Annotated in this window: 12 protein-coding genes; 4 read left to right on the forward strand and 8 right to left on the reverse strand. The window is 59.6% G+C overall.

What is annotated here, in order from left to right; translation table 11 throughout:
* Positions 1-53 precede the first annotated feature (53 nt).
* Together H9646_RS15690 and H9646_RS15695 are read right to left on the reverse strand one after the other, a co-directional pair.
* Positions 54-317, reverse strand: a complete 264-nt coding sequence (locus H9646_RS15690) for a hypothetical protein (protein WP_191724329.1) — start codon at positions 315-317, stop codon at positions 54-56.
* 93 nt (positions 318-410) lie between these two features.
* Positions 411-1,832, reverse strand: coding sequence for an aminotransferase-like domain-containing protein (locus tag H9646_RS15695; protein WP_225214252.1), 1,422 nt, complete (start codon positions 1,830-1,832; stop codon positions 411-413).
* Positions 1,833-1,967: 135 nt separating this feature from the next.
* On the opposite strand from H9646_RS15695, the gene H9646_RS15700 reads away from it, so the two are divergent.
* Positions 1,968-3,239 carry a hydroxymethylglutaryl-CoA reductase, degradative gene (locus H9646_RS15700; protein ID WP_191724330.1) on the forward strand — a complete coding sequence of 424 codons (1,272 nt, stop codon included), beginning with the start codon at positions 1,968-1,970 and terminating at the stop codon, positions 3,237-3,239.
* 62 nt (positions 3,240-3,301) lie between these two features.
* Here the strand turns inward: H9646_RS15700 and H9646_RS15705 are convergent, their stop codons facing one another.
* The 5 genes from H9646_RS15705 to H9646_RS15725 form a co-directional block, all read right to left on the reverse strand.
* Positions 3,302-4,942 (reverse strand): AMP-binding protein, encoded by a 1,641-nt coding sequence (locus H9646_RS15705; RefSeq protein ID WP_191724331.1) that lies wholly within the window; start codon positions 4,940-4,942, stop codon positions 3,302-3,304.
* 117 nt (positions 4,943-5,059) lie between these two features.
* Positions 5,060-5,785 carry an ABC transporter ATP-binding protein gene (locus tag H9646_RS15710; protein ID WP_191724332.1) on the reverse strand — a complete coding sequence of 242 codons (726 nt, stop codon included), beginning with the start codon at positions 5,783-5,785 and terminating at the stop codon, positions 5,060-5,062.
* Positions 5,778-7,607, reverse strand: coding sequence for a branched-chain amino acid ABC transporter ATP-binding protein/permease (locus tag H9646_RS15715; RefSeq protein ID WP_191724333.1), 1,830 nt, complete (start codon positions 7,605-7,607; stop codon positions 5,778-5,780). The genes H9646_RS15710 and H9646_RS15715 overlap by 8 nt, the downstream gene beginning before the upstream one ends.
* On the reverse strand, positions 7,607-8,527 hold the full coding sequence (locus H9646_RS15720) for a branched-chain amino acid ABC transporter permease (RefSeq protein ID WP_191724334.1): 921 nt from the start codon (positions 8,525-8,527) through the stop codon (positions 7,607-7,609). Before H9646_RS15720 ends, H9646_RS15715 begins: the two co-directional genes overlap by 1 nt.
* Positions 8,528-8,702: 175 nt before the next feature.
* A complete protein-coding gene (locus H9646_RS15725) occupies positions 8,703-9,893 on the reverse strand; it encodes an ABC transporter substrate-binding protein (RefSeq protein ID WP_191724335.1) in 1,191 nt (396 codons plus the stop codon).
* Between the two features lie 254 nt (positions 9,894-10,147).
* On the opposite strand from H9646_RS15725, the gene H9646_RS15730 reads away from it, so the two are divergent.
* Positions 10,148-10,354 (forward strand): hypothetical protein, encoded by a 207-nt coding sequence (locus tag H9646_RS15730; RefSeq protein WP_191724336.1) that lies wholly within the window; start codon positions 10,148-10,150, stop codon positions 10,352-10,354.
* Positions 10,355-10,715: 361 nt separating this feature from the next.
* On the opposite strand, the gene H9646_RS15735 is transcribed toward H9646_RS15730, so the two are convergent.
* Positions 10,716-11,219 (reverse strand): DUF192 domain-containing protein, encoded by a 504-nt coding sequence (locus tag H9646_RS15735; RefSeq protein WP_191724337.1) that lies wholly within the window; start codon positions 11,217-11,219, stop codon positions 10,716-10,718.
* Positions 11,220-11,328: 109 nt separating this feature from the next.
* Here H9646_RS15735 and icd point away from each other — a divergent pair, with 109 nt between their 5' ends.
* Both icd and H9646_RS15745 read left to right on the forward strand, forming a co-directional pair.
* Positions 11,329-12,588, forward strand: coding sequence for an NADP-dependent isocitrate dehydrogenase (icd, locus tag H9646_RS15740; RefSeq protein WP_191724338.1), 1,260 nt, complete (start codon positions 11,329-11,331; stop codon positions 12,586-12,588).
* Between the two features lie 97 nt (positions 12,589-12,685).
* Entirely contained in the window at positions 12,686-14,110 is a 1,425-nt protein-coding gene (locus H9646_RS15745; RefSeq protein ID WP_225214253.1) for an MFS transporter, read from the forward strand.
* Positions 14,111-14,159: the final 49 nt, after the last annotated feature.

Genomic DNA, 14,159 nt, shown 5'->3' on the forward strand with positions numbered 1-14,159 from the left:
AGCGAAAGAAAGCCAGCACTCCGTTTAGGGTGCTGGTTTGAAAAAGAGAGCTGCTAACGCCCTGTCAGCTTAGTTTTCAGATATAAAACTATCTGAAAACTAAGTCCAGTAAGCGTTAGCAGCTCTCTTTTTTGTTTATGGGCAAAACCAAGATCATCCAGTGGAATGGTTTTGCTTTGAATATCAGGTGAATCCAGTGGCGCTTGCCGAAATTGAGTAAGACATGCAGCTGCATCAGATGACGGTCTGTTGTGCAGTGCGGCTTCAATCGCTTGATGCCCTGCAAGATCGCCGTTGAAATGTGGTGGCGCTGCCATGCACGGATCATGGCTGGATGTGCTGGTGCGTGACTGGCTGGCTGGCCTTTGAACAATGCGGGCAGGCTTGCCCCGTGCCTACGGGCTGGTTGCTCAGTTGCTGCCAGTCTGCGCCGCCACCAGCGCCCGGTATTGGGGAATAGCCGTGCGCAAGATAGTTTGCAGTTTCTCGCTGGCCACAACCCCTGTGTTCAGACGCATGGTGGCGCAAGGGGTGTTGGTGTGGGGGCAGAAAATTTTGCCGGGAGCCACGGTCACGTTGTGCTGGCCCAGCCATTGGGCCAGATGTGTGGAGTCCGGGATACCGGCAAAGCTGGCCCACATGTACAGGCTTTCAGGAGGGCGGCAGAAAAACGTGGCGTCCAGCTCTTCGAGAAAATGGTAGGCGCTGGCCGTGGCCTCCCTGAGCTTGAGCTGCAGGTTGAGCAAATGCTTGTCGTAAGAGCGCTCTCGTAAAATCGCATCAACCGTACGCTCGGAGTACTCTGAGGTGCTGACATGGATGATGGATTTGAGGTCGGCCAGCTCGGATGCTAAATCTGCGCTGCAGGCAATAAAGCCCACGCGCAAGGCCGCCGAAAGTGATTTGGAAAACGTGCCGATATAGATGGTGCGCTGCAGCTGGTCTATGGTGGAAAGACGCAGCTTGTGACTGGGTTTGAGGTCAGCCAATGGGTCCATCTCCACCAGCAGCAGATTGTATTTTTCTGCCAGCTTGACCAGTTTGGCTGCCGTGTCGGGCGACAGGTCTGAACCCGTGGGGTTGTGGCCCACTGACTGAGTAAAGAAGATGCGCGGGCGGGTGCGGATGATGGCCTGCTCCAGCGCATCCAGATCGGGGCCCGTGGCTGTGCGGGGAATGCCCACAATGGTGGCGCCATGCACCTTGAGCTTGCCAAACAAGAAGTAATAGCCGGGGTCATCCACCAGCACCGTGGCGCCTGGCGGCACAAAGTAGCGCATGACCAGATCCATGGCCTGGTTGGCACCATGGGTGAGCACAATCTGCTGCAAATCAGCTGCGATCTCCAGGCGGCCCAGCTTGCGTACCAATTGCTGGCGCAGGGGCAAATAACCAAAGCGGTTGCCGTAGTTGAACAGCGTGCCCAGGCCGCTGCGAGCGACCTTGTGGTGTACCTTGTCCAGGCGAGCTCCAGCCAGCCAGTCAGCGGGCGGAAAACCATCGGCTGCGGGAATGGAGCTGGGGTCGCTCTTGAGCTGCTCCCGGATCAACCATGCGGTGTCGCGTGCCCTGCCCAGGGAATGGTTGGAGGTGTCCAGCTCCACGCGGATGGGCCGTTCCTTGACGTAAAAACCCGAACCACGCACCGGCTCCACCAGGCCGCGTGCCACCAGCAGCTCAAAGGCTACGACCACGGTGTTCTTGGCGCATTTGCGCAGCCTGGCCAGCTCGCGTATGGAGGGCAGCTTCTCACCCGCCTTGTAGGCTCCATGGCGTATTTCGCGCTCTATGGATTGCGCCAAAGATTCAAAGCCCGGCATGGGGTTGCTCATGTTTTCTGTTTCGTTGAACTGTACCTGTCTTAAAGGGTACAGCACGCCTAAAGTCATGGCTAGCGTGACAACACCAACATGACGGGGCCGGGCCACCGGTCTTCGCAGTCAGAGAAAACTCCAAGGAGCACAAAAATGGATTCCAGAGTCAGTGGCATGCGCGACATGCAGCCGGCAGAGCGTTTGGCCGTGCTGGCCCGTGTGGCCGAGATGGACAGCGCCGATAGGCAACTGCTGGCCGGGCCAGGGGCCCTGCCGCTGGGCACGGCCGACGGCATGATCGAAAACGTAGTGGGCACATTTGAGCTGCCCATGGGCGTGGCCACCAATTTTCAGGTCAATGGCCGCGATGTGCTGGTGCCCATGGTGGTGGAAGAGCCATCGGTGGTGGCTGCGGCATCGTTCATGGCCAAGCTGGTGCGCAGTAGTGGCGGTTTCCTTACCTCCTCTACCAAGCCATTGATGCGTGCACAGGTGCAGATGGTGGGCATGACAGATCCTCACGGGGTACGCCATGCAGTGCTGACCCACCGTGAGGAGATCATCGCTATGGCTAACTCCAAGGACAAGGTGCTGGTGGGCCTGGGCGGCGGCTGCCAGGACCTGGAGGTGCACGTGTTCGAGCACACGCCGCGCGGCCCCATGGTGGTGGTGCACCTGATTGTGGATGTGCGCGACGCCATGGGTGCCAATACGGTCAACACCATGGCCGAAATGGTGGCGCCCCTGCTGGAGCGCATCAGCGGGGCCAGCGTGCGTTTGCGTATCCTGTCCAATCTGGCGGATTTGCGGCTGGCGCGGGCCGCCGTCACCTTGAGCCCGGAGCAGCTGAGCACGGCGCAGTACCGGGGTGAAGAGGTCATCGAGGGCATTCTGGATGCCTATACCTTTGCTGCCGTCGATCCTTATCGGGCGGCCACCCACAACAAGGGCATCATGAATGGGATTGATCCGGTGATCGTGGCCACCGGCAACGACTGGCGTGCGGTGGAGGCCGGGGCCCATGCTTATGCGGCCCGATCGGGGCGCTACACCTCGCTCACGCATTGGGAAAAGAACCGTGCAGGCCACCTGGTGGGCACCATCGAGCTGCCCATGCCCGTGGGTTTGGTGGGGGGCGCCACCAAGACCCATCCGCTGGCCCGCTGGGCATTGCGCCTGATGCAGGTGGGTAGTGCGCAGGAGCTGGGGGAAATCGTGGCGGCCGTGGGGCTGGCGCAAAACCTGGCCGCGATGCGTGCACTGTCCACAGAAGGTATTCAGCGCGGCCACATGGCCTTGCATGCCCGCAATATTGCCCTGCTGGCCGGCGCTGAGGGCGAGCAGGTGCAGCGTGTGGCCCAAGCACTGGTGGCTGAGCGCAATGTCAGCGTGGATCGCGCCAAGGAGCTGCTGCAGGCAGCTTGATGCCAAGCCCGGCCAGCCACCACCCGTGCAAGCCGGGGCTGGCCGGGATTGTTGCAAGGCTTTTAGTTGCGCTTTTTGCGCTTGCGCAGATCGATCATGCCGGGCAGCAGGCGCGGGTCGCTGTGCTGGGGGAAGATGGCGTGCTTCTGGATCTTCTGCGTGCCTGTCGTGGGAATCTGCTGGGCAAACCAGAGCCAGCCGGGAGTCTTGTAATAAGCCATGTTCTGGTTGCAGAAGTCGAACAATGCCTGGGCGATCTGATCGTGGTCTTGGCCCGTGGCCTCGGTCGAGGGCTTGAGCACCACGCAGGCCAGCACCTCTTCGTCGCGTATCTCGTCCTGCACCGCCATGACGGCGGCGTTTTCCACCCACGGATGGGTGACCAGCAGTGCCTCGATTTCAGCAGCCGCAATGTTTTCACCGGACCTGCGGATGATGTTTTTGCGCCGGTCCATGAAATGGAACATGCCCGTGGCGTCGCGCACCACCATGTCGCCGGTATGGAACCAGCCACTGCGCCAGGCCTGCTCGGTGGCCTCCGGATCGTTGTAGTAGCCAGAGAAAAAATCCTGCCGGGGGCTGTGTGCGCTGTGGCGTATGACCAGCTCACCCGCACTGCCGTCGGGCACTGTCTGGTCCAGCTCATCAACGGCTCGGGCTTGCAGTCCTTGGCTGGGTCGATCTCGGCCAAAAGCGCGCGTGCCCACTTGGCGCGGGGCCTGGCAGTCCATCATGACCCTCACCATCTCAGTCATGCCCCACAGCTCCAGAAGCGGTACGCCAAACCGTTCTTCAAACGCGGCATGCAGTTGCGGCTCCACGCCGGCCCCGGCGGCAAAACGTAGCTGGTGGGCACGGTCCAGCTCGGAAGGCGGCTGTACGAACAGCATCTGCATGATGACGCCCAGATAGTGCGCAATGGTGGCGCGGGTCTGCACCACCTCCCTCCAAAAGCGGGTGGGCTGGAAACGGTCGCTCTGAATCTGGCAGCCGCCCGTGAGTAGCATGCAATAAAAGGACAGGATGGAGGCGTTGACGTGAAACAGCGGCAGTGGGTTGTACAGCCGGTCCTGCTTGCCAATGGTGGCCAAACCCCCCAGCCTGGCATAGTCCTGCCCTGCAGCCAGCTCGTAGCGGTGGGAGAGCACACAGCCCTTGGGTCTGCCTGTCGTGCCTGAGGTGTACAGAATGCTGGCGGGTGTGTCTGCGCAGACTGCGCCAGCTTCTGCACTGCGTGGGCATGGCGGCAGGGCGGCGGTGAATGCCTCAAGAGCAACCACGGGAGGCTGGTTGCCGCTGTGTAGCAGCGCGGCCTGTGTGTGTTCGATTCGGTCTTGCAAGACCACCAGCAGATCGACCTGGGCGTGATCGATCAAGTAGGCGTACTCACGCGGGCGGTAGTCCGGGTTGACGGGAACACAGCACACGCCCAGCGCATTCAGTGCCAGCTTGTGCAGCATGTGCTCAGGGCGGCTGTCCAGCAGCAAACCTACGCGGTGGCCCAGGCCGTAGCCGGCGGCCGTGTAGTGCTGCATCAGCTCGCGAATGGCATCGGCTGCTTGCTGGTAGGTGATTTCGCAGCCCGCGGGCAGGTAGTTGCGGGCTGGGTTTTCAGGGATGCACAGCAGGCTGTGGTGGCCATAGCGCTGTGCAGCGGAGAAAAGGACTTCTCCGATTGTGCTGTCGGCGTGGATGTCGATCACGGGAACTCCCAAGCACCGCAAGGGTGTCTTGTCTGCAAAAAGAGGAGGCGAGCCATGCACAGCGGCCGGGCCGCCCTGTGAAAGAAACGGGGGCTAAAAGAGGAGGGCGTGCTGTTTTCAGTGGCTGCCGAGATAGGCCGCACGCACCTTGTCGTCGCTGCGCAGGGCCGTGCTGGAGCCTTCCAGTATGATTTTTCCGGTCTCCAGCACATAGCCGCGGTCGGCAACACTCAGGGCCTGGTTGGCCATTTGCTCCACCAGCAAGATGGTGATGTCACGCTGCTTGAGGCTGCGCACAATGGAGAAAATCTCTTTGACGATCAATGGCGCCAGACCCAGCGAGGGTTCGTCGAGCAGCAGCAACTGGGGTCTGGCCATCAGGGCGCGGGCAATGGCCAGCATCTGCTGCTCGCCGCCGGACATGGTGCCGGCCATTTGGTGCTGACGTTCCTTGAGCCGAGGGAAGGCCAGGAACTGTGCCTCAATGTCGTGCTCCAGTTCGGCCCGGGTAGCCTTGCGGTGGTAGGCACCCAGCATCAGATTGTCACGCACGCTCTGGTCCGCAAAGACCTGGCGGCCCTCGGGCGACTGGGCAATACCCAGCGCCACCCGCAGGTGGCCAGGCATGCGGGTGATGTCCTGGCCCTTGAACAAGACGCTGCCCGAATGTGCCGGCTCCAGGCCCGAGATCACCTTCATCAGTGTGCTTTTTCCGGCACCATTTCCACCAATCATCGTGACGACCTCGCCGGGATAGACCTCCAGCGAAATGCCTTTGAGCGCCTCCACTGCACCGTAGCGGGCCTGCAAGTCTTTCACTTGCAAAACAGGTGTGTCATGCATGCTTGTTTTCCAATGAAGTTGCGAAGGTGGCAGGAGCGAGCTGCGCGTCATCGTCCGGTGCACCGAGGTAGGCGGTGATCACGCGTGGGTTTTTCTGTACCTGTGTGGGTGTGCCTTCAGCGATCTTTTCGCCGTAGTCGAGCACGATTACGTGGTCGGAAATGGCCATCACCAGGTCCATGTGGTGCTCGATCAGCAGCACAGTGATGCCCAGCTCCTTGATGCTTCGGATCACGCCTGTCAGCTCCTGTGTTTCCTGGGGGTTCAGGCCTGCCGCAGGCTCATCGAGCAGCAGCAAACTGGGCCGGGTGGCCAGCGCGCGAGCCAGCTCTACCCGACGTTGCAGGCCGTAGGGCAGGCTGCCCGCAGTTTCATAGGCCTTGGTGTCCAGCCCCAGGAACTGCAACACCTGCATGGCCTGTGCAGTGGCCTCGCGCTCTTGCCTTTTTGCAGCAGGAAGTGCAAAGAGATAAGCACCAAATCCTGCGCGGATATGCTGGTGCAACCCCACTTTGACGTTGTCGATCACGCTCATGTCGGCAAAGAGCTTCAGGTTCTGGAAGGTGCGACCCAGGCCCATGGCGCAGATCTGATTGGCAGGCTTGGCCAGAATGCTCTCACCGCAAAAACGTATAGCACCCTTGGTTGGCGGGATGATGCCTGAGAGGATGTTGAGCAGCGTGGTCTTGCCCGCACCATTGGGGCCAATCAGCGAATGCACATGACCGGGCTGAAGGTCGATACTGATGTTGTTGGTGGGCACCACGCCGCCATAGGCCTTGTACAGCCCCTCGGTTTGCAGCAACGGGCCCTTGACATCGATTGCACGTGCACCAGCCAGCTCGCGCAGACTGACTGATGGCAGCGGTATGTCCCGGTTGCTCAAGGCTGGCTTGCGCTTGGTGAAGAACCTGGACACCGTACCTGACAGCCCATCGGGCATGACATACAGACCAAACAGCAGCAAAGCGCCATAGGTGAAGTGCTGCACACCGGGCCAGCGTGCCAAAAAAGCGTCCAGCAGTGTAAGGACCAGGGCACCTAGCAATGGCCCATAAACCGACTTGCCTCCGAGCAGCACGATCAGCAAAAAGAAGATGGACAGATTGAACGTGATGAAGTCGGAGTTGATGTACTGGTTTTGCTGTGCCACCAAGGCACCAGCTACACCGCAGGTGACGGCACTGATCACAAATGCCAGCACCTTGAACTTGTACACGCTGACCCCCACGCTTTCGGCAGCCACTTCTGCCGTGTTCACTGCCATAAAGGCCCGGCCGAACTTGCCGCTGAGCAGCGAGCGCATCATCAGATGGGTTGCCACGCCCAGTGCCAGAACCAGCCACACCCATTCGCGCATGTCGAAGATATGTCCGTTGATGGACAGGGGCAGCACACCGTAGATGCCTTGCTGGCCGGCAAAAACGTCCTGCCATTCAGAGACCACTTTTTCGACCACAACGCCAAAACCTATGGTCACCATCGCCAGGGCCGGGCCTTTGACGCGCAAGGCGGGTAGTGCAATCAGCACGCCAAAGATACCGGCCACGACACCCGCTGCCAGCAAAGCCAGCCAGGGGTTCCACTCCATGCGGGCAGTCAGCAAGGCGGCCGTGTAGGCGCCCACCGCAAACAGGCCAGCATGGCCCAGCGACTTCTGCCCGGTATAACCCACCAGCACATTGAGACCGGCGGCAGCCAGATAGTTGATGCCGACCATGAAAACGACCTTCAGGTAAAAGCCGTTGTCCGTAATCAGTGGCAGCAGGGCGGCAATGGCGGCAAACAGGGCCACGCCAGCAAGATGTTTGTATTGCCCCATCAGACTTTCTCCACCAGACGCTGCCCCAGCAGACCTTCTGGCTTGAGCACCAGAACAAAAATAATCAGCAGGAAGATACTGATTTCTCGCAGTTCGGCCTGCCACAGACCGACCATGGCCTCCAGAAGCCCCAGCAGGAAACCGCCCAGCATGCAGCCGCGCGGGTTGCTCAGTCCGCCGACGATGGCGGCTGAGAACGCCTTCAGAGCCAAGGTCAGGCCCATGAAGACCGAGGCCGTGGTGATGGGGGCAATCAGCAGGCCGGCAATGCCTGCCAGGCTGGAGCTGACAATGAATGCCAGCACGATGATGGCGGTGACATTGATGCCCATCAGCACAGCAGCCGGGCCACTTTGTGCCACGGCGCGCACGGCCTTGCCCAAACGGGTTTTGCGCATGATGACATCCAGGCACAGCATCAGGGACACGCTGATGCACAGCACCAGAATTTCTTGCGGCAGTACGCCGGCACCGCCGATGCGAATGACGTCGTTGCCCAGCGGAGAGGGCATCACCATGGGGGAAGGGCCCCAGATGGCGAGCGCAATGTTCTGAACAATGATGCCAAAACCGATGGTGCTCATCACCCATGCCAGGCCGGGCTTGCCGAAGAAAGGGCGCACGGCGGTGTAGTACAGGAGCACGCCCAGCGCACCCATGAGCAAAAAGGTGGTGACCATGCTCAGGCCGTAGCGCGCGAGGGTGACTTCGGCAATTTCCAGTGAGCCTTGCAAATCGTGACCGGCCAGCAGCAGCAGCACGGAAACGCCTATAAAAGCCCCAGCGACCAGGAATTCTCCCTGGCCGAAGTTGAACGTCTTGGTGGTGTTGTAGGTAATGTTGAAGCCCAGGGCAACCAGCGAGTAAATGCTGCCCAAGGCTAAGCCACTGAAAATGGCCTGAAGAATGCTGGCTTGCATTTGAGAGATTCCTATCAGCCTGAAAAATGCAGATGTGCTGCCGCGTGGCAGCGGTCAGTACCGGTCTTTATGCATGGATGCCATGTCATGAAAGCGAGCGACACCGCTGCCGCTCGCTTGGGTCACCGCCAAAAGCTGCCAGGCGCGCACGCCCAGCGGCGGTGACATGATCCGTTTACTTTTTCAGGTCAGAAGGCTGCAGGCTCTTGGTGATGTCGTCCTCGTACTTGGTGACCTCACTGCCTTTCCAGCGAGCCAGATAGAAGTCCTGTACGCCCAGACCTTCGTGGTTGGCCTTGGAGAAAGGCTTGCTGTAGGTCTTGATGACACCGGGTACAGAGTCCAGATTTTCCAGCGCGGCAGCAACCTTGGGGCCATCGGTGCTGTTGGCCTGCTTCATCGCAGCGGCAATCAGCATCACCGAGTCGTAGGCCTGGGCGGCGGCAGGGAATGTGGTCAGCGTGGGAAAGTTCTTGCGAATCCGTTCGCCCAGAGCCTTGGTCTTTGCACTGGTGTCCTCCGTCGTGGAGGCCGCCATGATCAGGTTCGGAGCCAGCGCGGGGCCCGTCATTTTGGGGAACAGCGAGCTCAGATTGCCCCAGGCACCCAGTGTGGTGGGCTGGTAGTTGATCTTTTCCATGCTGCGCACGACCTGGGCTGTGCCGTCCGCCAAGCCATAGACGATCACGGTGTCGGCGCCAGCAGCCTTGATCTTGGACAGCTGCGAGGTGATGTCCGTGTCTTTGGGACCGAATTTTTCCACAGCCACCGGCTTGATGCCGTGCAATGCCAGTATGTCGGTGGCATCCTTGGTGCCGCCTTGTCCGTAGCCGGTGGAGTCGGCAATGATGGCAACCTTCTGGGTCTTGGTGCTCTTTGCTGCATAGGCACCCAGCAATGCGGTTTGTTCGCGGTCAACCATGGAGACGCGGAAAAGGTAGTTCTGGGCTTCCTTGGCGTAACGGGTTGTGATCTCCGTGCCGGTGGCAATCGGCACCACTACCGGAATTTTCTTTTGCTGCGGGATGTGCAGCCAGGCCAGGGCGTTGCCGGAGTTGGCAGGCCCGACCACAGCAGCTACCTTTTCGTTGTCGATCAGCTCTGTCATGTTCTGGATGGACTTGGGTGGCGTACCCAGATCGTCACGGATGACGCCCACCACCTTGCGGCCAAGAATACCGCCCGCTTTGTTGACATCTTCAATGGCAGCCTCAAAAGCCCAGCGTCCGGAAATTCCCAGCTCGGCCACACCGCTGCCGGACAGATCGGCGTTGTAGCCAATCTTGATGTCCTGGGCGAAGGCGCCTGCACCAGTGAACAAAGCTGCTGCCATCATGCTGTAGCCGAATTTCTTGCTTGTCTTCATGCTTGTCTCCTTGTATGTCATGCAGGGAATAAGGCTGTGCGTTTTCCTGCAATGTGTTCGGCTCTGTATGGCCGACGGTGCACTGTAAATTCACTGTACCCACGTGAGTAGGTACAGTTCGTCGGTACAGCCCTTGCCTGTGGTTAACCCTAGCCTGCAGTGAATACAGGTAGGGACCGTTTTGCTGCCGTATTCAGGGTGGCGGGGGCATCAGTGCGGCGAGTGCTGCTGCTCATGAGGGCAGGGCAGTCGCCTTGCTCGAACTCAAGGCAGGCTTCCTTAATTCCAGTCGTGGCTCCGCCAAGAGCTACTGCCTGAGGGCCGCGCAATTCAGGCAATTGATTCAATGGCTGCCCGGATCGCAGCTCGTAGACTTCGTGCTCAAAAGTGCTGGTCAGCAGCGTTCAACCGGCCTGTTGATGCAATGGATTGTGGTGGCCGCCAAACTTCGCTGGTGGTAACCACTGGACTTCTTTCACGCATGGCTTCCTGAACGAAGACATGTGGCGATCGCCGGATTGCGATGTGTAAACGAATTGCCTTGGTGTATTCACGCGTTCTTGCAAGGGCGGGCAGCTGAGATGGAGTCTGCGGCAATCACAGCTTCATAGACTGGCTAAGCCTTGTGCGCATCAGCGCCAGTAAGGCAGCTCTAGCACTTGGTCACAAGCAACAGCTGCAGCAATTGGGTGTCGGTTGCAGTTGCGGTTGCGCAGCTTGTTCCATAGCCCATCTTGAATGGGCTTTGTGGGGTAACCGCAGGCAGGTGCCTGGGTTCTTGCATGCATCAAGCATGGCGGCGAAGGTCGTGCCGCCCAGGATTTAAGGCGCTGGTGCCTTGAAAGGCGCGCCGGTGAGCTTGGCTCCCGCCTTGATGCCTTTTGCTGCAAACCAGCCCTGGTTCATCTCCAGCACGTACCGCACAGGCTTGGCGGAGCAGTGGGAGTTTTCATCCAGCGGCTGCATATCAGCCAGATTGACAATGGTTCCGTCATCAGCCACGAATGCCGCCGTCAGTGGCAACAAGGTGTTTTTCATCCAGAAGCATTGCACGCCGGGGCTTTCAAACACAAACAGCATGCCTTCGTGTTGGGGCATCGAGGTGCGGTGCATCAAGCCTGTCTGGCGCTCATGAAAGCGCGCTGCAACTTGCGTATCAATGCGGAACATGCCTGCTCGCAATTCAATACGAGGCAGGTTCAGTTGTGGCTCGCCCGCAGGCGCTTGGGCATGGGCGGCAAAGCCCGTGGCCAGCAGGGCAGCCAGTGCCAGGCGGGCGCTTAATCGGAGTGGCAGCAGGTTCATGGCGCTATTGTGCAATGTCATGCAGGTGCCTGTGTATGTCTTGGACGACTTACAAGCTCACCTAGAATGATTGTCCAACGCTGTATACACACGGCATTGGTTTTGAGTTGGAGTCAGGAGACCGCGTTTCATGAGCAAATACACCCATATTCAAATCCCCGCGCAAGGCCAGAAGATCACTGTCAATGCGGACATGACCCTGAACGTGCCCCTGCAACCCATCATTCCCTTTATTGAGGGCGATGGCGTGGGCCGCGACGTGACCCCGGTGATGCGCAAGGTGGTGGATGCCGCTGTGGCCAAGGCCTATGGCGGGGCGCGCCAGATTCAGTGGATGGAGGTGTATGCCGGTCAAAAATCCACCCAAATCTACGGCCCCGATGTGTGGCTGTCTGACGAGACCATGGATGCCGTGCGTGAGTACGCTGTGTCCATCAAAGGCCCGCTGAACACGCCTGTGGGCGGGGGCATTCGCTCGCTGAACGTTGCATTGCGTCAGGAGCTGGATCTGTATGTCTGTCTGCGCCCCATGCGTTACTTCGAGGGCGTGCCCTCGCCGGTGCGCGAGCCCGAGAAGACCGACATGGTGATCTTTCGCGAAAACTCGGAAGACATTTATGCGGGTATCGAATTTGCCGCCGGCAGCGACAAGGCCAAAAAGCTGATTGCCTTTTTGCGCGACGAGCTGGGTATCGACAAGATCCGTTTTCCTGAAACCTCGGGGCTGGGCATCAAGCCGGTGTCCAAAGAGGGCACAGAGCGCTTGGTGCGCAAAGCCATTCAGTACGCAATCGACCATGACAAGCCTTCAGTCACCTTGGTGCACAAGGGCAACATCATGAAGTTCACGGAAGGCAGCTTTCGCGACTGGGGCTATGACCTGGCCGTCAAAGAGTTTGGTGGCGAGCTGATTGATGGTGGCCCGTGGGTGGAAGTGCTCAGCCCCAAGACAGGCAAACGCATCACCATCAAAGACAGCATCACCGATGCGTTCTTGCAGCAGGTGCTGCTGCGCCCGGCCGAGTACAGCGTGATTGCCACGATGAACTTGAATGGCGACTACATCTCGGACGCGGTGGCCGCACAAATTGGCGGCATTGGAATTGCTCCGGGGGCCAATATGTCCAACGCCGTGGCAGTGTTTGAAGCCACGCATGGAACAGCCCCCAAATATGCAGGCAAAGACTATGTGAACCCCGGCTCCATGATCCTTTCCGGCGAGATGATGCTGCGGCACCTGGGCTGGTCAGAGGCGGCAGATTTGCTCATCAGTGGCATGGAAAAAGCCATTCAAAGCAAGAAGGTGACGTATGACTTTGCGCGCCTGATGGAGGGCGCAACCCAGGTGTCCTGCTCAGGCTTTGGGCAAGTAGTGATCCAGCATCTGTAAGCGTTCTGCGCTCAACCACCCCGCAAGGCTTTGCGGGGTTTTTTGTGCCCAAACAGGGCATCGGCGTTGATTTAGCCAGCGCCAGTAGCTATCGAATATGAGTATTTTGCTTTCTTCCGCCACCCCCGTGCCTGAACCTGTAGACGGCATGCAGGGGCGTGCGCGCAAGCTGGCCATGGCGGTCATCGTCTGTGGCTTGATGATTTGTGTGCTCGATAGCACCATGCTGAATCTGGCCTTGCCGCAAATGGCACGCCAGTGGCAGATTGACCCGTCCTACACCCTGTGGGTGGTCAATGCCAACCAGATCGCTTCACTGGTGTTGCTGCTGCCACTGGCGGCGCTGGGTGACAGGCTGGGTTACAAGCGCGTGTACCTGTGGGGCATGCTGGTATTTGGCTTGGCCAGCATCATGGCGGCGCTGGCGCCTTCACTGCCCTGGTTGATTGCTGCGCGTGCCCTGCAAGGGATGGGCATGGCAGGTGCCTTGAGCGTCAATGGTGCGCTGGTGCGTCAGATTTATCCGCGAGGCATGCTGGGGCAGGGCATGGCCTTGAACTCCATGGTAGTGGCGCTGAGCACGGTGATGGGCCCTGTGCTGGCGGCTTTGGTGCTGTCGCAACTGAACTGGCGCTGGCTGTTCAGCTTGCACCTGCCTTTGGCGCTGTGGGTGTGTTGGCTGGGTATGCAGGCGCTGCCCAAGCCTCGCCAAGGGTCTGACGCACGCGGCCTGTCGTGGTGGGACGTGGGCCTGAACGTAGTCATGTTTGGCTCAATTTTCTTGGCGCTGGATCGTGTCAGCCATTCGCAGGGCGGGCAAGGCTTGCAGTGGGCGGCCCTGTGGCTGGGTATTGGCCTGATAGCAGGCGTTTTTTATGTGCGACGCCAAAAACGCGAAACGCAGCCCATGCTGCCGCTGGATTTGCTGCGCATTCCTGTGTTTGCCCTGTCTATGGGCGCATCGATCAGCGCTTTCAGCGCGCAGACCATTGCCTTTTTGGCAGTGCCGTTCTTGTTGATTGAAACCCATGGCGTCAGCATTGGCCGGGCAGGGTTGCTGATCAGTGCCTGGCCTCTGGCGCTGGCCGTTGTGGCCCCGATGGTGGGGCGCAAAATTGGCCGTATTCCAGCGGGGCGGCTGGGGGCTATGGGCATGTCGCTGTTTGCCGCAGGCCTGTGCGCACTGGCTTTGCTGCCCGTGGGCGCTGCGGCTTGCGATATTGCATGGCGTCTGGCGCTGTGTGGCGCAGGTTTTGCCATGTTTCAGTCGCCCAACAATCACACGATTGTGACGACAGCCCCTGTGCACCGCAGTGGGGCTGCCAGTGGCATGCTGGGCTCAGCGCGGCACACCGGGCAGGGTCTGGGTGCCGTGTGTCTGGCCGGGGCGTTCGTGCTGTGGCCGGGCACTGAAGGTGTGGCTGAGCAACGTGCCATGTGGCTGGCTGTTGCGTTTGCGGTGCTGGCGGCCTGCTTTAGCGGCTTGCGCTATACGCCAGTTGCTGCAGCTTCAAAAAACTGAACGCACTTCGATGCATGCCGTGCCAAGTCTTCGAGGGCATGGCTTGAAC

Source organism: Comamonas avium, from assembly GCF_014836675.1.
GTDB classification, from domain to species: domain Bacteria; phylum Pseudomonadota; class Gammaproteobacteria; order Burkholderiales; family Burkholderiaceae_C; genus Comamonas; species Comamonas avium.

What these genes read in the sequence shown, in the direction of transcription:
- H9646_RS15735 (WP_191724337.1), bottom strand. Translation starts at nt 11,219, where the DNA reads ATGACATTGCACAATAGCGCCATGAACCTGCTGCCACTCCGATTAAGC.
- H9646_RS15700 (WP_191724330.1), top strand. Translation starts at nt 1,968, where the DNA reads ATGGATTCCAGAGTCAGTGGCATGCGCGACATGCAGCCGGCAGAGCGT.
- H9646_RS15720 (WP_191724334.1), bottom strand. Translation starts at nt 8,527, where the DNA reads ATGCAAGCCAGCATTCTTCAGGCCATTTTCAGTGGCTTAGCCTTGGGC.
- H9646_RS15710 (WP_191724332.1), bottom strand. Translation starts at nt 5,785, where the DNA reads ATGCATGACACACCTGTTTTGCAAGTGAAAGACTTGCAGGCCCGCTAC.
- H9646_RS15745 (WP_225214253.1), top strand. Translation starts at nt 12,686, where the DNA reads ATGAGTATTTTGCTTTCTTCCGCCACCCCCGTGCCTGAACCTGTAGAC.
- H9646_RS15690 (WP_191724329.1), bottom strand. Translation starts at nt 317, where the DNA reads ATGGCAGCGCCACCACATTTCAACGGCGATCTTGCAGGGCATCAAGCG.
- H9646_RS15695 (WP_225214252.1), bottom strand. Translation starts at nt 1,832, where the DNA reads ATGAGCAACCCCATGCCGGGCTTTGAATCTTTGGCGCAATCCATAGAG.
- H9646_RS15715 (WP_191724333.1), bottom strand. Translation starts at nt 7,607, where the DNA reads ATGGGGCAATACAAACATCTTGCTGGCGTGGCCCTGTTTGCCGCCATT.
- H9646_RS15725 (WP_191724335.1), bottom strand. Translation starts at nt 9,893, where the DNA reads ATGAAGACAAGCAAGAAATTCGGCTACAGCATGATGGCAGCAGCTTTG.
- icd (WP_191724338.1), top strand. Translation starts at nt 11,329, where the DNA reads ATGAGCAAATACACCCATATTCAAATCCCCGCGCAAGGCCAGAAGATC.